Source organism: Streptomyces fractus, from assembly GCF_049844455.1.
Classification (GTDB): Bacteria; Actinomycetota; Actinomycetes; order Streptomycetales; family Streptomycetaceae; genus Streptomyces; species Streptomyces fractus.
Genome location: NZ_JBMYHI010000002.1, coordinates 3,823,152 through 3,843,702, shown reverse-complemented (window position 1 = coordinate 3,843,702; position 20,551 = coordinate 3,823,152). Strand labels below are relative to the sequence as shown.

The following is a 20,551-nucleotide window of genomic DNA, read 5'->3' as shown; positions in this document are numbered from 1 at the left end:
TGTGCGATCCACATGCGCATCGCGGCCATATTTCTTACCCCAATAAGGCTGAACTTTTGTTGATCGCGGGTTAGTTGGCCCCTGCATCGCCCTACCCTTCAGAGGGTGAACCAGTTGAAGTCCCGAGAGTCAGAGGCCGAGAAGCCCGGGGAATCCGTGCCGGGCACCGCACTTGCGGGTGCGCTGCCCGAGGCGCTGCGCGCCGAACTCGTCGCCTTCCGGCGCGACATGCACATGCACCCCGAGCTGGGAAACCAGGAGTTCCGCACCACCGCGGCGCTCAAGACCCGGCTCGAGCAGGCCGGGCTCGCCCCGCGCCTGCTCGGTATGGGCACCGGCCTCATCTGTGACATCGGCACCGAGGACGGTCAGTGGCGCGGCGGGCGCGGCATGCTCGCGCTGCGCGCCGACATCGACGCGCTGCCCATCCCGGACACCAAGGCGGACTGCGCGTACCGGTCGACGGTGCCGGACCGGGCGCACGCCTGCGGGCACGACGTGCACACCACGGTCGTGCTCGGCGCCGGGCTCGTCCTCGCGGAGCTGCACCGCAAGGGTCAACTGCCGCACCCCGTAAGGCTGCTGTTCCAGCCGGCGGAGGAGGTGCTGCCCGGCGGCGCGCCCGACGCGATCGAGTGCGGTGTCCTCGACGGCGTACGCAGCATCATCGGTGTGCACTGCGACCCCAAGGTCGACGCGGGCCGCATCGGGATCCGTCCTGGGCCCATCACCTCGGCCTGCGACCGCCTGGAGGTCACGCTCGACGGCCCCGGCGGCCACACGGCGCGCCCGCATCTGACGACGGACCTGGTCACCGCCGCGGCCAAGGTCGCCACGGAGGTCCCGGCGCTCGTCGCCCGCCGCGTCGACGCGCGCTCGGGTCTTGCCGTCACGTGGGGCCGCCTGGAGACGGGGCACGCGTGCAACGTGATCCCGCAGCACGCCGAGCTGTCCGGCACGGTGCGGTGTCTGGACCTGGACGCGTGGCGTGCCGCGCCGGATCTGGTGCACGGGGCGATCCAGGAGATCGCCGACCTGTACCGGGCGAAGCCGGTGGTCAACTACATCCGTGGAGTGCCTCCGGTCGTCAACGACCCGGTCGTCACTGACCTGTTGAGGGATGCGATGGTGGCCCGCCGCGGTGTCGACTCCGTCGAGGACACCCAGCAGAGTCTCGGCGGCGAGGACTTCTCCTGGTACCTGGAGCACGTCCCGGGCGCGATGGCCCGCCTCGGCGTGAAGCCCCCCGGCGACCGGGGCTCCCGCGACCTCCACCAGGGCGACTTCGACGTGGACGAGTCCGCGATCGCGGTGGGCGTGGAACTCTTCACGGCGGCGGCGCTGCTGGACATCTCGAGCCCCGCCGGAGATTGAGGCGCGGGGTCCGGGGCGGAGCCCCGTGGCCGGGGGGCGGTTAACCGCGACGTAACGGGCTACCGGCACAAATAGATAACGGCGCCGCACAACCCCCTGACCCGCCACGCTACGCGCGTTACGCTCCGCCGAACTCAGCGCCCTGCACGGCGTGTTGACGAAGGAGCACCTCACCATGCGTCCATCTCGTACGTCCCGGCTCACGCACATCTCCGTCGCCGTCATCGGTCTCGCCCTCGCCGCCACCGCCTGCGGCGGCACCAGCGCTGACAAGGCGAGCGACGACGCCAAGGACAAGAACCTCGGCCTTGCCATCTCCTACGACGTCGGCGGCCGTGGCGACCAGTCCTTCAACGACGCCGCGTACGCGGGCATGGTCAAGTCCGACAAGGCGTTCGGATACAAGAGCGACGACCAGGAGCCCAGCGACGGCGAGAGCGACGCCGACAAGATCGCGCGGCTCAGCTCGCTCGCCAAGAAGGGCTACAACCCGGTCATAGGCGTCGGCTTCGCCTACGCGCCCGCCGTGAAGGCCGCCGCCGCGAAGTACCCGAAGACCACCTTCGGCATCATCGACGACTCGACGATCCAGGCGAAGAACGTCGCGGACCTCGTCTTCAGCGAGGAGCAGGGCTCGTACCTCGCCGGTGTCGCCGCCGCGAAGGCCACCAAGTCGAAGACCGTCGGCTACGTCGGCGGCGTGGACGTACCGCTCATCCACAAGTTCGAGGCCGGCTTCGTGCAGGGCGTGAAGGACACCGACCCCAAGGTCAAGGTGCTCACGCAGTATCTGACGGAGACCGCCCAGGAGGGCGGCTTCTCCAGCCCCGACAAGGGCAAGACGGCCGCGGAGGCCCAGTTGGAGAAGGGCGCCGACGTCATCTACCACGCCGCCGGCCTGTCGGGGCAGGGCGTGATCGAGGCCGCCGCCGCGAAGAAGAAGTTCGCGATCGGCGTCGACTCCGACCAGTACCAGCAGAAGCCCCTGGCGAAGTACAAGGACTACATCCTGACGTCCGCGACGAAGGACGTCGGCCGCGCGGTCTACGAACTCGCCAAGTCCGTGCACGACAAGAAGCCGCTGACCGGTGTGACCCGGTTCGACCTCAAGGCGGGCGGCGTCGGCATCACCGACACCAACCCGAAGTACAAGGAGGTCCCCGGCCTGGTCACGGCGGTGGACAAGGCCAAGCAGGACATCATCGACGGCAAGATCAAGGTGGCGACGAAGCCGTAACCGGCACCGCGCCCCGCACACGCGCCGCGCCCCGGCTTCCACGACGAAGCCGGGGCGCGGTTGCAGTACGGACCGGTAACGGTCTCCATGAGGGTCTTCAACGCGCGTTCTACGCGCGTTAATCTGCGGCGAAGCCAGCGCCGTCCGGTCCGTCGTCGGTGCTCGTACGTACCTCTGTACCTCTAGGAGCTCAATCCATGCGCCGGGTTTCCCGCATAGCGCTCGCAGGCACTGCGACCGTCGCCCTCGCCACCTCGCTCACCGCCTGCGGCGGCACCTCCAGCGAGGCGGCCAAGGACAAGAACGGTGGCAAGGCCACTGGCATCGCCATCTCCTACGACGTCGGTGGCCGCGGCGACCAGTCGTTCAACGACGCCGCGTACGCGGGCATGGTCAAGGCCAAGAAGGAGTTCGGCTACAAGGGCGAGGACCAGGAGCCGACCGACGGCGAGACCGACGCGGACAAGACCGCGCGCCTGGTCTCCCTCGCCAAGGCCGGCTACAACCCCGTCGTCGGCATCGGCTACGCCTACGCGCCCGCCGTGAAGGCCGCCGCCAAGAAGTACCCGAACACCACCTTCGGCATCGTCGACGACGCCACGGTCCAGGCGAAGAACGTCGCCGACCTCGTCTTCAGCGAGCAGGAGGCCTCCTACCTCGCCGGTGTCGCCGCCGCCAAGGCCACGAAGACCGACACCGTCGGCTTCGTCGGCGGCGTCGACGTACCCCTCATCCACAAGTTCGAGGCGGGCTTCACGCAGGGCGTGAAGGACACCAAGCCGAAGGTCAAGGTCGTCACGCAGTACCTGACCGAGACCGCAGACGAGGGCGGCTTCTCCAGCCCCGACAAGGGCAAGACCGCCGCGTCCGCGCAGATCGAGAAGGGCGCCGACGTGGTCTACCACGCGGCCGGCCTGTCCGGTCAGGGCGTGATCCAGGCGGCCGCGGCCAAGAAGGTCTGGGCGATCGGCGTCGACTCGGACCAGTACTCGCAGACGGCCCTCGCCAAGTACAAGGACAGCATCCTGACTTCGGCGACGAAGAACGTGTCGGAGGCCGTGTACAACCTGGCCAAGTCGGTCCAGGATGGCAAGCCCGAGACGGGGGTCGTCACCGGTGACCTGAAGTCGGGGGAGGTCGGCCTCGCGGGCTCGAACCCGAAGTTCTCCGGTGACGAGGAGATCCAGAAGGCGCTGAAGACCGCGAAGTCGGGGATCACCAGCGGCAAGATCAAGGTTCAGAGCAAGCCGTAATCGCGGCGACATGAGTGCGGAACGGGGTGCGGGGAGCCTGTGCTCACGGGAGGGTCCGTGAGCACACACAGCACAAGGGCTCCCACCGCGCCCCGTTCGCAGACGTAGGGGCTCCAGCGCGGTGACGAACGGCGCCCGGCCCCCTTCTTCGTCCCAGGAGAGTGCGCCATCAACGCGTCAAGCAGCCCGCCGGCCGTCGAGCTGACCGGCATCACGAAACGCTTCCCCGGCGTCGTCGCCAACCACGACATCCACCTCACCGTCCACAAGGGCACCGTGCACGCCCTCGTCGGTGAGAACGGTGCGGGCAAGTCGACGCTGATGAAGATCCTCTACGGCATGCAGAAGCCGGACGAGGGCACGATCGCCATCGACGGGACCACCGTCTCGTACTCCTCGCCCGCCGACGCCATCGCGCGCGGCATCGGCATGGTGCACCAGCACTTCATGCTCGCCGACAACCTCACGGTCCTCGAGAACGTGGTGCTCGGCAGCGAGGAGCTGTACGGGATCGGGGCGCGGGCCCGCCGCAAGATCCAGGAGATATCCGAGCGTTACGGCCTGGGGGTGCGCCCGGACGTACGCGTCGAGGACCTCGGCGTCGCCGACCGGCAGCGCGTGGAGATTCTCAAGGTCCTCTACCGGGGCGCCACGACGCTGATCCTCGACGAGCCGACCGCGGTGCTCGTGCCGCAGGAGGTCGACTCGCTCTTCGACAACCTGCGCGAGCTCAAGGCCGAGGGCCTCTCCGTCATCTTCATCTCGCACAAGCTCGGCGAGGTCCTCTCCGTGGCCGACGAGATCACCGTCATCCGGCGCGGCACGACGGTCGGCACCGCGGTCCCCGCCGAGACGACGCCGAAGCAGCTCGCCGAGCTGATGGTCGGCTCCGAACTGCCCACGCCGGAGACCGCCGAGTCGACCGTCACCGACCGCGCCGTGCTGAGCGTCGAAGGCCTGCGGCTCGACGCCGAGGGCGGCAGGCCGCTCCTCGACGACATCTCCTTCACCATCCACGCGGGCGAGGTCCTCGGCCTCGCGGGCGTGGAGGGCAACGGGCAGACCGAGCTGATCGAAGCGCTCATCGGCCTCAAGCACGCCGACTCCGGGACCATCGGCCTGGCCGGCCAGGAGATCACCTCCTGGGCCACCCGCAGGCGCCGCGAGCAGGGCGTCGGCTACATCCCGGAGGACCGCCACCGGCACGGCCTGCTCCTCGAATCGCCGCTGTGGGAGAACCGGATCCTCGGCCACGTCACCGAGAAGCCCAACGCGCGCGGCGTCCTCGTCGACATCAAGGCGGCGCAGGCCGACACCCGCCGCATCGTCGAGGAGTACGACGTCCGCACCCCCGGCATCGACGTCACGGCCGCGTCGCTGTCCGGCGGCAACCAGCAAAAGCTCATCGTGGGCCGGGAGATGAGCCACAAGCCGCGCTTCCTCATCGCCGCGCACCCGACGCGCGGCGTGGACGTCGGCGCGCAGGCCCAGATCTGGGACCAGATCCGCGAGGCACGGCGCGAGGGCCTCGCCGTACTCCTCATCTCCGCCGACCTGGACGAGCTGATCGGCCTGTCCGACACCCTGCGCGTGATGTACCGGGGCCGGCTCGTCGCCGACGCCGACCCGGCGACGATCACGCCCGAGGAGCTGGGTTCGGCCATGACGGGCGCCGCCTCGGGCCACCTGGAACACGTAGAAGAGCCTGCGGTCCCCGCAGCGCGCGAGCCGGAGGACGAGTCCTGATGGCCATGGGAATGGCGAAGAAGTTCGACAGGGAGCGGCTGCTCCTCGGCGTCGCGGGCCCGGTCATCGCCCTGGTCACCGCTGTCGTCCTCACCTCGGTGGTACTGCTCGCCTCGGGCAAGTCGCCCATCGAGCCGTACAGCATCATGTTCGAGCAGGCGACGTTCTCGGACGTGCAGGTCCTGATCATCAATCAGGCCGGCATGTACTACCTCGCGGCGCTCGCGGTCGCGATCGGCTTCCGCATGAACCTCTTCAACATCGGCGTGGACGGCCAGTACCGGCTCGCGGCCGTGGTCGCCGCGATCGTCGGCGCGAAGGTGGCGCTGCCGGGCTTCGCGCAGGTCCCGCTGCTGATCATCGTCGCGATGCTGACCGGCGCCATGTGGGCAGGCATCGCGGGCCTGTTGAAGGTGACGCGCGGCGTCAGCGAGGTCGTCGCGACCATCATGCTGAACTCCATCGCGTCCAGCGTCATCGGCTACCTCTACCTGCCCAGCGTCTTCGGCGTGCAGGTCGGCAACAACAAGACGACCGGCGTGATGCACGAGTCCGGCTGGTTCCCCGGCATCAACATGGGGGACGCAGGCGAGATCTACGGCTTCGTGGTCATCGCCGCGCTGCTCGGTGTCGCCTACTGGTTCGTCCTGGGCCGCACCCGCTTCGGCTTCGACCTGCGCGCCACCGGCGCCTCGGAGTCGGCAGCCGCGGCCTCCGGTGTCGACGCCAAGCGCATGGTGCTCACCGCGATGCTCGTCTCGGGCGCGCTCGCGGGCCTCGCCGGTCTGCCGCTGCTGCTCGGCGACACCCACACGTACTCGCTGACCTTCCCGACGACGATCGGCTTCCAGGGCATCACCATCGCCCTGCTCGGCCGCAACTCGCCGGTCGGCATCGCCTTCGCGGCCCTGTTGATCTCCTGGCTGGAGAAGGCCTCGCAGGAACTCGACCTCCAGGGCTACGACAAGGAGATCGCGGTGATCATGCAGGGCATCATCACGATCGCCGTGGTGGTCTCCTACGAGGCCGTACGCGTCTGGGGCCAGCGCCGCCAACAGCGCAGGGTCGGCATCGAACTCGCCGTGGCCGCGGCCTCGGGCAACAACGACAACGACATGGAGAAGGAGGTGGCTGCCCGATGAGCACGGTCCTCGTCGACAAGAAGGCCGCGTCGCAGCCCGCACCGGGCGGCCGCCGAAAGCTCTCACTGCCGGTCCTGATGATCGCCATCGCCGGTGTCCTGGTGCTGACCTCCCTGGTCCGCCTGATCACGGACGCCGACGGCATCACCAACGTCAGCCAGATGGCGACGGCCCTCCAACTCGCCGTCCCCATCGGCCTCGCGGGCCTCGGCGGCCTGTGGTCCGAGCGCGCGGGCGTGGTCAACATCGGCCTCGAAGGCATGCTGATCCTCGGTACGTGGTTCGGCGCGTGGGCCGGTTACCAGTGGGGCCCGTGGGTCGGCGTGTGCGCCGGCATCATCGGCGGCGCGATCGGCGGCCTGCTGCACGCGGCCGTCACGGTCACCTTCAACGTGAACCACATCGTGTCCGGTGTGGCCATCAACATCCTCGCGCTCGGCGCCACCCGCTACCTCTCCAACTTCACGTTCGAGGGCGTCGAGGGCGGCACGACCAAGCAGTCCCCGCCGGTCGACTCGCTCGGCACGTTCAGCGTCCCCGGCCTGTCCGACTGGCTGACGACGCTGAACGAGAAGCACTGGTTCCTGCTCTCGGACATCGCGGGCCTGCTTGGCGGCCTGGTCACGGACCTGTCGCCGCTGACGATCATCGCGGTGGCGCTCATCCCGTTCACGTGGTGGGCGCTGTGGCGCACGCCGTTCGGCCTGCGGCTGCGTTCCTGCGGCGAGAACCCGGTCGCGGCCGAGTCCCTCGGCGTCAACGTGATCAAGTACAAGTACCTGGCGGTCATCATCTCGGGCGGCCTCGCGGGCCTGGGCGGCGCGTTCCTCTCGATCGTCGCGAACCCCTTCTATCTGGAGGGCCAGACGGCGGGCAAGGGCTACATCGGCCTCGCCGCGATGATCTTCGGCAACTGGATGCCGGGCGGACTCGCCCTCGGCGCGGGCCTGTTCGGCTACACCGACAGCCTCCGGCTGCGGGGCGGCACGGAGAACGTGCACGCGCTGCTGCTCCTGGTGGCGATGCTCCTGGTGATCGCGGCGATCTGGACGCTGATGAAGAAGAAGTACGTCGCCGGTGTCGTCTGCGCCGTGGCCGCCGCCGGTGCGGCAACCTGGTACGCGACCACCGACGATGTCCCGCAGCAGCTCGTGACCGCTGTCCCGTACATCGCCACGCTGCTGGTCCTCTCCTTCTCGGCCCAGCGCCTGCGGATGCCGAGGGCGAACGGCCAGCCGTACCGGAAGGGCCAGGGCACGTGAGCGTCGACTGGGAGTCCCTGCGACAGGCGGCACGCGAGGCGATGTCGCAGGCGTACGCCCCGTACTCCGGCTTCCCGGTCGGCGCGGCGGCGCGGGTGGACGACGGCAGGGTGGTCACCGGCTGCAACGTCGAGAACGCTTCGTACGGCCTCGGCCTGTGCGCGGAATGCGGCCTCGTCTCGCAACTGGTCGCCACGGGCGGCGGCCGCCTCACCCACTTCACGTGCGTGGACGGCAAGGGCGAGCTGCTGATGCCGTGCGGCCGCTGCCGGCAGCTGCTGTACGAGTTCGGGGGCCGGGAGCTGCTCCTTGAGACGGGGGCGGGGGTGCGGACGCTGGGGGAGATGCTGCCCGAGGCGTTCGGCCCCGAGCACCTCGTCTGACGGGTGTCGGCGGGGGCGGATGTCACACGCGCGGGCCGTCCGGTGTCTTCATGTCGAACGGCCGGGAGGAGCAGCCCGGCCAAGGACACTGAGAAGGTGGACACGATGGCGCTTCGCATCGCGAAGGCGGAACTCCCCAAGGAACTCGAGCAGGGCATGGTCGACCAGCTCGGCGCGGTCATGGAGCCCGCCGAAGTGCTCTGGCACAACCCCAAGGTCGCCCAGGACGGCCTCGCGCTCGGCCGCCAGGTCGCCCAGTGGGACGCGGCGGACGAGAGCCTCAAGTCGTTCGCGCACATGGCGGTGGCGGCCCAGGTCGGCTGCAGCTGGTGCCTCGACGTCGGCTACTTCCAGGCGCGGAACGAGAACCTGGACCTGAAGAAGGCGAGCCAGGTCCCGCGCTGGCGCACCTCCGACGTCTTCACGGCACTTGAGCGGGACGTCATGGAGTACGCGGAGGCCATGACGAACACGCCGCCGACCGTCACCGACGAGCTGTACGCGGGCCTGCTCGACCGGATCGGCCCGGCGGCGATGGTCGAACTCACCACGTACATCGCCTTCGTCAACTTCTCGACGCGTGGCAACACGGCCCACGGCATCAGCTCGCAGGGCTTCTCGGAGGCGTGCGAGATCCCCTTGGAGGCGCGCGCGTAATGGCCGAGCCGTCTTCGGACCCCTTCGTCACCCACCGCAGCCTGCTCTTCACGGTCGCCTACGAGATGCTCGGCTCGGCGGCCGACGCGGAGGACGTGTTGCAGGAGTCCTGGCTGCGGTGGGCCGACGCGGACCGGACCGAGGTGCGCGACCCGCGCGCGTACCTCGTCCGGACCGTCACGCGCCAGTCCCTCAACCGTCTGCGCACGCTGTCCCGCCGCCGCGAGGACTACGTCGGCCAGTGGCTCCCGGAACCCCTCCTGACCAGCCCCGACGTGGCGGAGGACGTCGAACTCGCGGAGAGCGTCTCGATCGCCCTCCTCACGGTCCTCGAAACCCTCGGCCCGACGGAACGCGCGGTCTTCGTCCTCCGTGAGGTCTTCGACGTCCCGTACGGGGAGATCGCCGAGGCCGTCGGCAAGTCCGCGGCCACGGTGCGGCAGATCGCGCGCCGTGCCCGCGACCACGTGGCGGCCCGCCAGCCGCGCGTGAAGGTGGCGCGCACGGAACAACAGGCGGTGGTGGAACGGTTCCTGGGGGCCATGCGTACGGGCGACCTCCAGGGCCTGATGGAGGTCATGGCGCCGGACGTGGTGATGATCGCCGACGGCGGCGGGCACGTGGCCGCGGCGCTGCTTCCGCTGCACGGCGCGGACGTGGTGGCGAAGCTGCTCGCGACGGCGAAGACCAAGGTGACCGAACTGGCGGCAACCCCGGTGTGGTTCAACGCGTCCCCGTCGGCCCGCCTCGACTTCGACGGCGAACCGGCGGCGTTGAGCGTGGTGGTGTCGGGCGACCGCATCACGCACATCTACGTGATCCGCAATCCGGGAAAGCTGACACGGATCGACGAGGAGACACAACTGACGAGGTAGACACCCACCGCCCATCAGCCCCGCGACCGCAACCCCGGCGCGGCGGAACCATTCCGGCCCTACCCCCTCCGCACCATCTCCGCGATCCACGTCGGCGCATACGGAGACGTACACCCCCGCGGCGTCGGATAGTCCTTGAGTACACCGAGCCGCTCGCCGATGGCAACAGCCCGGGCACGATGCTCGGCATGCGCGATGCCGATCTGCGCGAGGCACGTGTTCATCGACCACTGCAACCGGTCCGGCGCACCCGCCATCTCCGCCTCGATCACATCCAGCAACCCCGTCAGATCGAGCCCCTCCGGCTTCTTCGTCACGCGGTCCGCGGTCAGCGCCCACCCGGCGGCCGCGACCGCCGGCTCCTTGTCGCCGAGCCAGGCCACGCGCAGCGCCTCGACGTGCGAGCTCTTCTTCACCACGTAGTTGACCAGCCAGTCCTGCACCTTCGGGGCGCGCGCCTGGCGCAGCATGGTGTCCAACTCGTCCGCCTCGAACGCCTTCGGCCGGCAGATGAGGAGCGCGAGCAGCCGCGCCGCCGTGTCGCCGGTGGCCCACAGGTCGACCGCGAGGTCCTGTCGTGTCTTGAGGCGCTTCGCGATCGCCCGTAGCTTGCCCAGGTTCACGCCGTGGTCGTCGCCGTGCTTCTCGTTGACGGCGCGGGCCCTCGGGTCTTCGAGTTCGGCCAGCTCGGCCAGCAGCTCGGGCACCGTCGCGGCGGTCGCCTCGGTCTCGGGCACAGCGATCTCCTGTTCGTCACGGGGGTTCCCACGGTACGGCGGGGGAGGACCCGGCGGCACACTTCACGTGAAGCGTCTATGCGCGTAGAGTCGCCGCCGAGCCCGTGGAGCGTGCCGGGTGCGGCACGCTGTGCTGAACCGTTGGAGGATTTGCCATGGACGTCATCTCCGTCATCCGCACGAAGCGGGATCGCGGACGCCTCACGGACGCGCAGATCGACTGGGTCGTCGACGCGTACACACGGGGGGACGTCGCCGACGAGCAGATGTCGGCCCTCGCCATGGCGATCTTCCTGAACGGGATGGACCGCGGAGAGATCGCCCGGTGGACCGCCGCGATGATCAACTCCGGGGAGCGGATGGACTTCTCGGGGCTGCCGCGGCCCGCCGCCGACAAGCACTCCACGGGCGGCGTCGGCGACAAGATCACGCTGCCGCTCGCGCCCCTCGTCGCGGCCTGCGGCGCGGCCGTCCCGCAGCTGTCGGGGCGCGGCCTCGGCCACACCGGCGGCACGCTCGACAAGCTGGAGGCGATCCCCGGCTGGCGCGCGGACATCACCAACGACGAGATGATGCGCACCCTGGAGGACGTCGGCGCCGTCGTCTGCGCGCCCGGCAGCGGCCTCGCCCCCGCCGACAAGAAGCTCTACGCTCTCCGCGACGTCACGGCCACCGTCGAGTGCATCCCGCTCATCGCGTCCTCGATCATGTCGAAGAAGATCGCGGAGGGCACGGGCTCGCTGGTCCTCGACGTGAAGGTGGGCTCGGGCGCCTTCATGAAGGAGATCGGCCCGGCCCGCGAACTCGCCCGCACGATGGTCGGGTTGGGCACGGACCACGGGCTGCCGACCGTCGCCCTCGTCACCGACATGAACACCCCGCTCGGGCTGACCGCGGGCAACGCGCTCGAAGTCCGGGAATCCGTCGAGGTGTTGGCGGGCGGCGGCCCCGACGACGTCGTCGAGCTGACCCTCGCACTCGCCCGCGAGATGCTCGACGCGGCCGGCCTCAAGGACGCCGACCCGGCGAAGGCCCTTGCCGACGGCCGCGCGATGGACGCGTGGCGGCGGATGATCGCCGCGCAGGGCGGCGACCCGGACGCGGCGCTCCCGACGGCCCGGGAGACGCACGTCGTGACGGCGGCGGAATCGGGCGTCCTCACCCGCCTCGACGCGATGGGCGTGGGCCTCGCCGCCTGGCGCCTCGGCGCGGGCCGCTCCCGCAAGGAGGACCCGGTGCAGGCGGCGGCGGGCGTCGAACTGCACGCCAAGCCGGGGGACTCCGTCTTCGCGGGTCAGGTGCTCATGACCCTGCACACGGACACCCCCGAGCGATTCGCGTACGCGCTGGAGGCATTGGACGGCGCGTACGACGTCGCCCCCGCGGGGACCGATTTCACGGCACGCCCCATCGTGCTGGAGCGAATCGCCTGACGGCGCGCCCTGGGTGGCCGGTCCCGACGCCGGGCCGGTCACCCCAGCAGCGCCGCCACCACGACCAGCGCCGGGACCGACACCATCGTCGACAGGAGGATCGACTCCCGCGCCAGGCGCTCGCCCACCCGGTAACGGCTCGAGTACGTGAAGATGTTCTGGGCCGCCGGAAGCGCCGACGTCACCACGACGTCGAGCAGCCGCGCCCCGTGCAGGCCGAACACGAAGGACGCCAGCGCCCACGCCACCACCGGCTGGCCCACGGCCTTAAGCGCCGTCGACAGCAGCACCGGCACCCGGTCCGCGCCCCGGCCACCCGGCCAGGAACTCCCGCACAGCGAGATGCCGAACGCGATGAGGATCGCGGGGACCGACATGTTCGCGATGAGTTCCAGCGGGTCGAAGATCGGGGAGGGGACCGTGATCCCCGTGGCCGACACCAGCACCCCGGAGAGCGAACCGATCGCGACCGGGTTTCGGAACGGCGTGAGCAGCCGCTGGCCCCACGTCGGTCGCGCCGTTCCGGACGCCGCCTCCGACAGGTCGAGGACCGTCAGCGCCACCGGCGTCACGACGAGTTGCTGGAACAGGAGGACCGGGGCGACGAGCGAGGCGTCACCGAGGACGTACACCGCGATCGGGATCCCCAGGTTCCCGGAGTTCACCAACGACGAGCACAGCGCGCCGATCGTGGTGCGGCCGGTGCCCCAGCCGCGTACGACGCCCACCGTGATGAAGATCCCGGCCACCGCCGCCGAGGAGATCGCCGTCACCAGGAGGCTCGGCGAGAGGATCACGGCCAGGTCCGCCTTGGCCAGCATGGTGAACAGGAGCGCGGGCGAGGCCACATGGAACGCCAGCTTGTTCAGGACCTCTCGGCCGTTCGCGCCCAGATAGCCGCGCCGCCCGATGACGTAGCCGACCGCGATGACGATCGCGATGACCGCGAAACCGTTGAGTACCCCCTGCACGCGTCAAGACTCCGTCGCCGACGGATCTCCGGTCAACGTTGATCCACTATGCGAATCAACGTGACCTGGGCCACGCGCCCTTACGCGGAGGGGACCGATGAATTCCGCCCCGCCGCACGGTCATTCGTACGTGGCCGCTTCCTCGCTCCCTTCCGAGTCCTCGCCCGTCGTGGTGCTCGCCGGGCCCATCCGCTCCGGCGACGCGCCCCGGCTGTGCGAGCGCCTCCACGCCGCCCTGCCGGGCGCGCCGACCGTGATCTGCGACGTCTCCGGTGTGACCACCGCCGACCTCACGACCCTCGACGCGCTCGCCCGGATGCAGCTCGCCGCCCGCCGCGCCGGGTCACGGATGGTGCTCCGCGACCCGCCCGCGGGACTCGCCGTGCTCCTCGGACTCGCCGGTATGGCCGACGTGCTGGGAGCGGCCGCCCGCGACGGCTCAGGCGTCGAGATGGTCCGGGACGCCGAACAACGGGAACCAGCGCTGCGTGTCCAGGAAGCAGTGGTACCCCGCGATCCGCCCCGCTGAGAACTCGATGACCTGGATCGCCCAGGGCGCGAAGCCCCCCTTGTCCGGGTCCGGCTTGTAGTGGGCGAACGCCGGTGTCCCGTTCGACACCACCGGCAGCAGTCGGGAACCCGCGCAGGACGCGCCGATCGTGGTCATGAAGCCCGTGATGTCCTCGGGGCCGCGCAGCCACAGGTCGAACGGCGGCATCGTCATGATGGCGTCCTCGGCGAGCAGCTCGGTGAGGGCCTTCATGTCGTAGCCCTCGAACGCCGCGATGTAGCGCTCCAGGAGCTTCTGCTGCTCCTCGTCGAGCGGATCGGCGGTCGCGGAGTCCGCCGGCGGGGCGTCCGCCAGCGTCGCCCGCGCCCGCTGAAGCGCGCTGTTCACCGACGCCACCGACGTGTCGAGCAGGTCCGCGACCTCCTGCGCCTTCCACGCGAGGACCTCGCGCAGGATCAGCACCGCCCGCTGCTTCGGCGGCAGCTGTTGCAGCGCCGCGACGAACGCGAGCCGCACCGACTCCCGCGCCACGGCCGCCTCCGCCGGATCGTGCACCGTCGGCAGCACGCGCGCGTCCGGAATCGGTTCGAGCCACACATTGTCGGGGCGGGGGTTGAGCGCGGCCTGGGCGAGCGGGGCCGCCGCCGTCAGGTCCATCGGGCGGGCCCGCTTGTTCCCCGCGTTCAGCGAGTCGAGGCACACGTTCGTCGCGATGCGGTACAGCCAGGAGCGCAGGCTCGAGCGGCCCTCGAACTTGTCGAAGCTGCGCCAGGCCCGCACCATCGTGTCCTGCACGGCGTCCTCGGCCTCGAACGCCGAGCCCAGCATCCGATAGCAGTACCCGGTCAGCTCGACCCGGTGTTTCTCCAGGTCGTCGAGCCCGGCCTGTGTCGCGGTGTCACTCATGTTCAACGCCCCCATCGCCGCTGTGAGTTCCAGCACGACGAAAGCTACCGCAGCCCACTGACAACGGCCCCCCGACCGGGAAAATGCCCAGGTCAAAAGGGAGCCGTCGAAACGCCGGAGGCAGTTGTTCAGGTCGCCGCGCGTGTGCGGGCCGCGACGTTGGGTGTCAGTGCGCCGCGACCGCGCCGCCGCCCGTCCGGTGCCGCGCGGACCGGGCCGCGTACGTGCCCCACACCGTGATCGCCACGACGCCGAGCACCGCGAGGAAGCCGAGGCCCACCGTTCCCGACCAGCCCGCCGCGTGGAAGGCGACGGCGCCGACGGCCGAGCCGACGCTCGACCCGATGTAGTACATCGTCTGGTAGAGCGCGGAGGCCTGCGCCCGCCCGTGCGTGGCGGTGTGGCTGACGGACGACGAGGCCGTCGCGTGCCCCGCGAAGAAGCCCGCCGTGATCAGCACGAGCCCGAGCAGTACGAGCACGAGGTTCGGCACGAGGGCCAGCAGCAGCCCCGCCATCGTCGTGCCCGCCGCCAGGTACAGCGTGCCGCGCCGGCCGAGCCGCGTGACCAGGCGCCCCGCGGCGGCCGAGGAGACGGTCCCCACCAGGTAGACGATGAAGATCGAGCCGACGACACCCTGCGGGAGGGAGAAGGGCGCCGCGGACAGCCGGTAGCCGATCACCGTGTAGACCCCGCCGAACACCATCATGAACAGCGCGCCGATCAGGTACAGGCGCCGCAGCAGCGGGTTCGCGAGGTGGCTGCCCACCGTCGCGGCAAGGGCGCGCGGGCGCAGTGAGCCCGGCGTGAAGTGGCGCGGTGTCGGCAGCAGCATCCGGAACGCGACGGCGCACGCCACCGCGATCACACCGATCACCCCGACGGCCACCCGCCAGCCCCAGGCCTGCGCGAGCCAGCCGCCGATGATCCGGCCGCTCATGCCGCCGATGGAGTTGCCCGCGACGAACAGTCCGATGGCCGCGACCAGCGCCTTCGGCCGTACCTCCTCCGCCAGGTACGCCATCGCGGACGCGGGCAGGCCCGCGAGAGCGGCGCCCTGGAGCGCGCGCAGCGTGATCAGCACGCCGAGGTTCGGGGCGAAGGGGACAAGCAGCCCCACCGCGACGGCGACCGACAGCGAGGCGGTCATCACCGTGCGCCGCCCGAACCGCTCGGACAGCGCGCTCAGCGGCAGCACGCACACCGCGAGCGCGAACGTCGCCGCGGACACCGTCCAGGCCGCGGCGCTCGCGCTCGCGCCGTAGCCCGCGGAGATGAGGGGGAGCAGGGCCTGCGTCGAGTAGAGGAGCGCGAAGGTGGCGACTCCGGCGAGGAACAGGGCGAAGCTCATGCGGCGGTAGCCGGGGCCGCCGGGCGTCAGCCGGGTGTCGGCGGTGGGCTGGGTGGCGGCGGCCGCGTCGGTGGCGGCGGCCGCCGGGCTACTGGCAGGTGACATGTCCCGAACGTAGGCTCACCTGGATTCATGCGTCCAATGCATGGACAGCCCATAATCGTTCCCATGGAGCATCAGCACAGTTCACGGGGTCCGCAGTCACGCGGTAGTGATCCTGACGACACCTGGGAGACGCGCTCCGGCGACGAGCTCGTGCGGCTCCTCGCCCCGCGTCTCGCCCACTTCGCCGGGGTCGCCCGCACCGAGCACGTCACGCGCGCGGCGCAGGAGATGAACGTGCCGCAGTCCACGCTCTCCCGCGCCCTGGTCCGCCTCGAACGCGACCTGGGCGTCGACCTGTTCGCCCGGCACGGCCGCACGGTGTCGCTGACCCCCGCGGGACGCACCTTCCTCTCCTCGGTGGAGCGCGCGCTCGGCGAGATCGAGAAGGCGGCCGAGTCGGTGCGCGCCGACGCCGACCCCGAGTCCGGCAAGGTCGCCTTCGGCTTCCTGCACACCATGGGTACGGAGACGGTGCCCGGCCTGATCCGCGCCTTCCGCGCCGAACACCCCCGCATCCGCTTCAGCCTCGTGCAGAACTACGGGGAGGCGATGCTGGAGCGGCTGCGCGCGGGCGAGCTCGACCTGTGCCTCACCTCGCCCGTCCCGGACGCGCCGGGCCTGGTCGCGCGCCGCCTCGACGAGCAGCGCCTGCGCCTCGTCGTCCCGGACCGGCACCGTCTCGCCGGCCGCAAGCGCATCCGCCTGGAGGAGGCCGCCGAGGAAACCTTCGTCACCCTCGAACCGGGCTACGGGCTTCGCCGCATCTGCGACGACCTGTGCGCCGAGGCCGGGTTCACGCCGCGGATCGCGTTCGAGGGCGAGGAGGCGGAGACGCTGCGCGGCTTCGTCGCGGCGGGGCTCGGGGTCGCGCTCCTGCCGCCGCCGACCGTGCCGCGCCCGGGAGTCGTGGAGCTGGCGGTGACCGGGCAGCGGGCCGTGCGGGAGATCGGCGTCGCGTGGCTGGACGGCCACCCGGACACACCCCCCGTAGCGGCCTTCAAAAAGTTCCTGCTGTCCCGCAGGGGCAGACTCCTCCCGGAACACGCGTCAAGCCCCGTCGGCGATTGAGCAGCGGGGTCCGGGGCAGAGCCCCGCGACCGAAACGCCGGTGGGGCGCCCCACGCTCAGAGCGTCCGCCCGAACCCCGCCGCCAACGGCATCCGCAACCCCAGTGGCGGCGGCGCCGCGAGCGCGTCCTGGAGCGGGCGCGAGAACGGCTGCCCGAACAGGGTGCCCAGGACGAAGTCCACGGCCAGGGAGGCGACTTCGAAACGGTGCTGCGCCAGGCCGTGCCCGTCCGAGTGCACCTCGAAGCGGCACACGTCGCGGTTCGCCTTCTTCGCGCGGCCCGCCAGCCGGAACGACAACTCCGGGTCCGTGCGCCGGTCGTCGGTGCCGTGCACGATGAGGACCCGGCGGCCCGCGAGCTGCTTGACCGGTTCGAGCGGCGCCGCCACATCGTCCTCCGGCAGCCAAGGCGCGAGCGCCATCACGGAGTTGACGGCCTCGTGGCCGCCCGCGTGCAGCGCGGCACGGCCGCCCATGTCGAGGCCGGCGAGGCAGATCGGTACGTCGCCGTAGCGGCGCACGACCTCGTCGGCGGCCCACCGGGCGTCGCGCGCGAGTTCGGCCTGCGATTCGTTCCAGCCGCGGTACCGGTACTGCACGACGTGGGTGACCAGGCCCGCGTCCCGCCCCGCGCGCGTGAGGCGGCGCGCGAGCGGGCGCAGCGCGGCCCGGTCCACCGCGGAGGTTCTGCGGGCCGACGTCTCCTCGCCCGCGGGGAGCAGCAGCACGACGCCGCCCACCGCTCCCGGCACCGGCCCGGCCGCCCTGGCAAGCCGCGCCTCGCGGCCCTGCGTCGCTCGCTGCTGCATGACAGCACAGTGTCAGAAGCCCGGCGCACGACGCCGGTCGACGGGTCACTGTTGCGTATCGACGGATCACGTCCGGGTGATCTCCGGCTCCCCGGTCGCGGCTTCGTCGCTCCGCGCAACGAACAGGCAACGAACCGCAGCGATCTACGCGCGTAGGAGTTAGAGTGCGGAAATGACGAGCCCGATCACCGCGAACCCCAACAGCCCCCGGGTGCCGACCGCCGAGCAGATCCGCCGCGCGCCCAAGGTGCTCCTGCACGACCACCTCGACGGCGGGCTGAGGCCCGGCACGATCGTCGACCTGGCGCGCGAGCAGGGGTACGAGAACCTGCCGGAGGCCGACCCCGACAAGCTCGGCGTCTGGTTCCGTGAAGCGGCCGACTCCGGTTCCCTGGAGCGGTACTTGGAGACGTTCAGCCACACCTGCGCCGTCATGCAGACGCGCGAGGCGCTGTTCCGGGTCGCCGCCGAGTGCGCCGAGGACCTCGCCGAGGACGGCGTCGTCTACGCCGAGATCCGCTACGCACCCGAGCAGCACCTGGAACAGGGACTCACCCTCGAAGAGGTCGTCGAGGCGGTCAACGAGGGCTTCAGGGAGGGCGAGCGGCGCGCGAAGGAGAGCGGGCACCGCATCCGCGTCGGCGCCCTGCTCACCGCGATGCGGCACGCGGCCCGCGCCCTGGAGATCGCCGAACTCGCCAACAGGTACCGGGACCTGGGCGTGGTCGGCTTCGACATCGCGGGCGCCGAGGCCGGCTTCCCGCCCACCCGCCACCTCGACGCCTTCGAGTACCTGAAGCGGGAGAACAACCACTTCACGATCCACGCGGGCGAGGCCTTCGGGCTGCCGTCCATCTGGCAGGCCCTCCAGTGGTGCGGCGCGGACCGGCTCGGGCACGGTGTGCGCATCATCGACGACATCAAGGTGGAGGCCGACGGCGGCGTGCAGCTGGGCCGGCTCGCCTCGTACGTGCGCGACAAGCGGATCCCGCTGGAGCTGTGCCCCTCGTCGAACCTGCAGACCGGTGCCGCGAGTTCCTACGGGGAGCACCCCATCGGGCTGCTGCGAAAGCTGCACTTCAGGGCGACGGTCAACACGGACAACCGCCTCATGTCCGGTACGTCGATGAGCCGCGAGTTCGAGCACCTGGTCGACGCGTTCGGTTACACGCTCGACGACATGCAGTGGTTTTCTGTCAATGCGATGAAGTCAGCATTCATTCCTTTCGACGAACGACTGGCGATGATCAATGACGTCATCAAGCCCGGATATGCCGAGTTGAAATCCGAATGGCTGTTCCGTCAGACCGCTTCCACCAGCGGTTCTGTCGTCGAGTAGGGCCTTTCGGGGGGACGTTGGCACGGCCGGGAACGATTGTTCCCGGCCGTTTTTCCCGGCGGTTCGCTGTTTGCGGGTGCAGCGAAGGAATGTTTACGGTCGTGGACCGCTCATTCCCCCGTCATCGTCAAGAGGACGCATTTCACAATGAAGCACTCTGCTGCCAAGACCCTCGGTGTCGCCGCTCTCGGAGCCGCTTTCGCCGCCGCCGGTGCCGGCGCCGCGAACGCCGCCCCGGCCGTCCCCGACGCCACCGACGCCGTCGGGTCCGTGACCTCCGCCCTCCCGCTCGAGAACGTGACGTCGACGCTCCCCGGCGCCGAGTCCCTGAGCGGCGCCCAGACCGCGGTCGACAACGGCCTGCACACCGCCGGCCCGGTAGTCGACCAGGCCACCAAGGCACTGCCCACCGACGGCGGCAACCCCGTCTCCGGGCTGCTCGGCGGCCTGCCGGTCGGCCCGCTGGGCGGCTGACCCACCGCACACGCCGAAGGGGCGCACCCGCGATCGAGCGGGCGCGCCCCTTCGGCGTGTGTGAGCGGACGTCACCAGGCCTGGCGGACCTTGTTCTCACTCGGGAACAGGACCCACAGCGCGATGTAGAGCAGGAACTGCGGTCCCGGCAGCAGGCACGAGAGAAGGAAGATCACGCGCATCGTGGTCGCGGAGGTGCCGAAGCGCCGTGCCAGCGCTGCGCACACTCCGCCGATCATCCGTCCGTTCGTGGGGCGGGCAAGGGCGGTCATGGTGGGCTCCTTCGCGAACCGTATGTCTTCGGTGTGTGGTGCTTACGTCTTCGAAGGTACGGCGGTCGACCGGGTAAAACGTCAGCTCACGGGGCGATGCCGACCCTGGAAATCGTCGGGGTCGGACCCTGAGCCGGCTCCTGCGGGGGGAGGGGCCCGTACTCGGCCCTGCGGCGGAGCCGGGAGCGCAGGACGGGCACCACGAGGAGATGGGCGAGCGCGACGCCCACCGTGTTCAGGAGCAGCGAGTCGATGTCCACGACCTGACCCGGCACGCCGGTCTGGAGCAGTTCGATGCCGAGCGATATCAGCGCGGCCACGGCGACCGTGCGCACAAGCGAACCCCACGGCGACACGTAGAGGCGGCCGCCCGCGACGGGCAGGAGCACGCCGAGCGGGGCGAGCAGCGCCAGTCCCTCGCCGAGCCGCAGCGTCGCCTCGCGCCAGCCGAGCGCGAGGTCGTAGCGGATGCCGGCCAAGGGGTGCAGGTTCGCCGCGCTGACCCAGGGCACATCCAGGGGGCGCAGCGTGAACCAGGCAACGAAGAGGAGATGCGCGGCGAGTAGGGCGATCCCTGCCGCACGGAAACGGACGGCGGCCCTGTGGCCGCTCGAGCGATGGCGCTGCACGCCCCCCTAGACGCCGG

At 70.6% G+C, this 20,551-nt stretch carries 21 protein-coding genes; 14 read left to right on the top strand and 7 right to left on the bottom strand.

The features are described 5' to 3' along the window. The first annotated feature begins 105 nt into the window (after nt 1–105). From ACP4E5_RS19125 to ACP4E5_RS19085, 9 genes are all read left to right on the top strand, one after another. A complete protein-coding gene (locus ACP4E5_RS19125; RefSeq protein ID WP_425830311.1) occupies nt 106–1,374 on the top strand; it encodes an amidohydrolase in 1,269 nt (422 codons plus the stop codon). A gap of 175 nt (nt 1,375–1,549) precedes the next feature. Next, nucleotides 1,550–2,611 (top strand): BMP family lipoprotein, encoded by a 1,062-nt coding sequence (locus tag ACP4E5_RS19120; protein WP_425830309.1) that lies wholly within the window; start codon nt 1,550–1,552, stop codon nt 2,609–2,611. Nucleotides 2,612–2,808: 197 nt separating this feature from the next. Continuing rightward, entirely contained in the window at nt 2,809–3,864 is a 1,056-nt protein-coding gene (locus tag ACP4E5_RS19115; protein WP_425830307.1) for a BMP family lipoprotein, read from the top strand. A 168-nt stretch (nt 3,865–4,032) separates the two neighbouring features. Beyond that, entirely contained in the window at nt 4,033–5,610 is a 1,578-nt protein-coding gene (locus ACP4E5_RS19110; RefSeq protein WP_425841465.1) for an ABC transporter ATP-binding protein, read from the top strand. 5 nt (nt 5,611–5,615) lie between these two features. After that, nucleotides 5,616–6,752: an ABC transporter permease gene (locus tag ACP4E5_RS19105; protein WP_425841463.1), complete on the top strand. Its 1,137-nt coding sequence runs from the start codon at nt 5,616–5,618 to the stop codon at nt 6,750–6,752. Further along, complete coding sequence (locus ACP4E5_RS19100) at nt 6,749–8,014, top strand: ABC transporter permease (RefSeq protein ID WP_425830305.1); 1,266 nt, start codon at nt 6,749–6,751, stop codon at nt 8,012–8,014. Before ACP4E5_RS19105 ends, ACP4E5_RS19100 begins: the two co-directional genes overlap by 4 nt. Continuing rightward, entirely contained in the window at nt 8,011–8,397 is a 387-nt protein-coding gene (locus tag ACP4E5_RS19095; RefSeq protein ID WP_425830303.1) for a cytidine deaminase, read from the top strand. The genes ACP4E5_RS19100 and ACP4E5_RS19095 overlap by 4 nt, the downstream gene beginning before the upstream one ends. 105 nt (nt 8,398–8,502) lie before the next feature. Next, entirely contained in the window at nt 8,503–9,054 is a 552-nt protein-coding gene (locus ACP4E5_RS19090) for a carboxymuconolactone decarboxylase family protein (RefSeq protein WP_425830301.1), read from the top strand. Further along, the gene (locus ACP4E5_RS19085) at nt 9,054–9,929 is read left to right on the top strand and encodes an RNA polymerase sigma-70 factor (protein ID WP_425830299.1); all 876 of its coding nucleotides are present in this window, start codon (nt 9,054–9,056) and stop codon (nt 9,927–9,929) included. The genes ACP4E5_RS19090 and ACP4E5_RS19085 overlap by 1 nt, the downstream gene beginning before the upstream one ends. A 59-nt stretch (nt 9,930–9,988) precedes the next feature. On the opposite strand, the gene ACP4E5_RS19080 is transcribed toward ACP4E5_RS19085, so the two are convergent. After that, nucleotides 9,989–10,666: a DNA alkylation repair protein gene (locus tag ACP4E5_RS19080; protein ID WP_425830297.1), complete on the bottom strand. Its 678-nt coding sequence runs from the start codon at nt 10,664–10,666 to the stop codon at nt 9,989–9,991. Between the two features lie 155 nt (nt 10,667–10,821). On the opposite strand from ACP4E5_RS19080, the gene ACP4E5_RS19075 reads away from it, so the two are divergent. Beyond that, nucleotides 10,822–12,099: a thymidine phosphorylase gene (locus ACP4E5_RS19075; RefSeq protein ID WP_425830295.1), complete on the top strand. Its 1,278-nt coding sequence runs from the start codon at nt 10,822–10,824 to the stop codon at nt 12,097–12,099. A gap of 38 nt (nt 12,100–12,137) precedes the next feature. Here the strand turns inward: ACP4E5_RS19075 and ACP4E5_RS19070 are convergent, their stop codons facing one another. Next, complete coding sequence (locus tag ACP4E5_RS19070) at nt 12,138–13,070, bottom strand: AEC family transporter (protein ID WP_425830293.1); 933 nt, start codon at nt 13,068–13,070, stop codon at nt 12,138–12,140. A gap of 97 nt (nt 13,071–13,167) precedes the next feature. Between ACP4E5_RS19070 and ACP4E5_RS19065 the strand changes: the two genes are divergently transcribed. Beyond that, nucleotides 13,168–13,599 carry an STAS domain-containing protein gene (locus ACP4E5_RS19065; protein ID WP_425830291.1) on the top strand — a complete coding sequence of 144 codons (432 nt, stop codon included), beginning with the start codon at nt 13,168–13,170 and terminating at the stop codon, nt 13,597–13,599. Here the strand turns inward: ACP4E5_RS19065 and ACP4E5_RS19060 are convergent. Both ACP4E5_RS19060 and ACP4E5_RS19055 read right to left on the bottom strand, forming a co-directional pair. After that, nucleotides 13,510–14,487 (bottom strand): sigma-70 family RNA polymerase sigma factor, encoded by a 978-nt coding sequence (locus ACP4E5_RS19060; protein WP_425830289.1) that lies wholly within the window; start codon nt 14,485–14,487, stop codon nt 13,510–13,512. The two genes, ACP4E5_RS19065 and ACP4E5_RS19060, sit on opposite strands and share 90 nt — an antisense overlap. 166 nt (nt 14,488–14,653) lie before the next feature. Next, entirely contained in the window at nt 14,654–15,943 is a 1,290-nt protein-coding gene (locus ACP4E5_RS19055; RefSeq protein ID WP_425830287.1) for an MFS transporter, read from the bottom strand. A gap of 63 nt (nt 15,944–16,006) precedes the next feature. Between ACP4E5_RS19055 and ACP4E5_RS19050 the strand changes: the two genes are divergently transcribed. Then, nucleotides 16,007–17,011 (top strand): LysR family transcriptional regulator, encoded by a 1,005-nt coding sequence (locus tag ACP4E5_RS19050; protein ID WP_425830285.1) that lies wholly within the window; start codon nt 16,007–16,009, stop codon nt 17,009–17,011. Between the two features lie 56 nt (nt 17,012–17,067). Here the strand turns inward: ACP4E5_RS19050 and ACP4E5_RS19045 are convergent, their stop codons facing one another. After that, nucleotides 17,068–17,820 (bottom strand): alpha/beta hydrolase, encoded by a 753-nt coding sequence (locus tag ACP4E5_RS19045; RefSeq protein WP_425830283.1) that lies wholly within the window; start codon nt 17,818–17,820, stop codon nt 17,068–17,070. Nucleotides 17,821–17,992: 172 nt separating this feature from the next. Here ACP4E5_RS19045 and ACP4E5_RS19040 point away from each other — a divergent pair, with 172 nt between their 5' ends. After that, nucleotides 17,993–19,159 (top strand): adenosine deaminase, encoded by a 1,167-nt coding sequence (locus ACP4E5_RS19040; RefSeq protein WP_425830281.1) that lies wholly within the window; start codon nt 17,993–17,995, stop codon nt 19,157–19,159. Between the two features lie 147 nt (nt 19,160–19,306). Next, a complete protein-coding gene (locus ACP4E5_RS19035) occupies nt 19,307–19,633 on the top strand; it encodes an ATP-binding protein (RefSeq protein ID WP_425830279.1) in 327 nt (108 codons plus the stop codon). Between the two features lie 71 nt (nt 19,634–19,704). Here the strand turns inward: ACP4E5_RS19035 and ACP4E5_RS19030 are convergent, their stop codons facing one another. Together ACP4E5_RS19030 and ACP4E5_RS19025 are read right to left on the bottom strand one after the other, a co-directional pair. Then, complete coding sequence (locus ACP4E5_RS19030; protein WP_425830277.1) at nt 19,705–19,905, bottom strand: PspC domain-containing protein; 201 nt, start codon at nt 19,903–19,905, stop codon at nt 19,705–19,707. A gap of 86 nt (nt 19,906–19,991) precedes the next feature. After that, nucleotides 19,992–20,534 carry a VanZ family protein gene (locus ACP4E5_RS19025; protein ID WP_425830275.1) on the bottom strand — a complete coding sequence of 181 codons (543 nt, stop codon included), beginning with the start codon at nt 20,532–20,534 and terminating at the stop codon, nt 19,992–19,994. Nucleotides 20,535–20,551 lie beyond the last annotated feature (17 nt).

Bases quoted from the DNA above. Each gene is read 5' to 3' on its own strand.
- ACP4E5_RS19120 (WP_425830309.1), top strand. From the start codon at position 1,550: ATGCGTCCATCTCGTACGTCCCGGCTCACGCACATCTCCGTCGCCGTC.
- ACP4E5_RS19115 (WP_425830307.1), top strand. From the start codon at position 2,809: ATGCGCCGGGTTTCCCGCATAGCGCTCGCAGGCACTGCGACCGTCGCC.
- ACP4E5_RS19105 (WP_425841463.1), top strand. From the start codon at position 5,616: ATGGGAATGGCGAAGAAGTTCGACAGGGAGCGGCTGCTCCTCGGCGTC.
- ACP4E5_RS19100 (WP_425830305.1), top strand. From the start codon at position 6,749: ATGAGCACGGTCCTCGTCGACAAGAAGGCCGCGTCGCAGCCCGCACCG.
- ACP4E5_RS19090 (WP_425830301.1), top strand. From the start codon at position 8,503: ATGGCGCTTCGCATCGCGAAGGCGGAACTCCCCAAGGAACTCGAGCAG.
- ACP4E5_RS19085 (WP_425830299.1), top strand. From the start codon at position 9,054: ATGGCCGAGCCGTCTTCGGACCCCTTCGTCACCCACCGCAGCCTGCTC.
- ACP4E5_RS19075 (WP_425830295.1), top strand. From the start codon at position 10,822: ATGGACGTCATCTCCGTCATCCGCACGAAGCGGGATCGCGGACGCCTC.
- ACP4E5_RS19065 (WP_425830291.1), top strand. From the start codon at position 13,168: ATGAATTCCGCCCCGCCGCACGGTCATTCGTACGTGGCCGCTTCCTCG.
- ACP4E5_RS19060 (WP_425830289.1), bottom strand. From the start codon at position 14,487: ATGAGTGACACCGCGACACAGGCCGGGCTCGACGACCTGGAGAAACAC.
- ACP4E5_RS19055 (WP_425830287.1), bottom strand. From the start codon at position 15,943: ATGTCACCTGCCAGTAGCCCGGCGGCCGCCGCCACCGACGCGGCCGCC.
- ACP4E5_RS19050 (WP_425830285.1), top strand. From the start codon at position 16,007: ATGGAGCATCAGCACAGTTCACGGGGTCCGCAGTCACGCGGTAGTGAT.
- ACP4E5_RS19045 (WP_425830283.1), bottom strand. From the start codon at position 17,820: ATGCAGCAGCGAGCGACGCAGGGCCGCGAGGCGCGGCTTGCCAGGGCG.
- ACP4E5_RS19040 (WP_425830281.1), top strand. From the start codon at position 17,993: ATGACGAGCCCGATCACCGCGAACCCCAACAGCCCCCGGGTGCCGACC.
- ACP4E5_RS19035 (WP_425830279.1), top strand. From the start codon at position 19,307: ATGAAGCACTCTGCTGCCAAGACCCTCGGTGTCGCCGCTCTCGGAGCC.
- ACP4E5_RS19030 (WP_425830277.1), bottom strand. From the start codon at position 19,905: ATGACCGCCCTTGCCCGCCCCACGAACGGACGGATGATCGGCGGAGTG.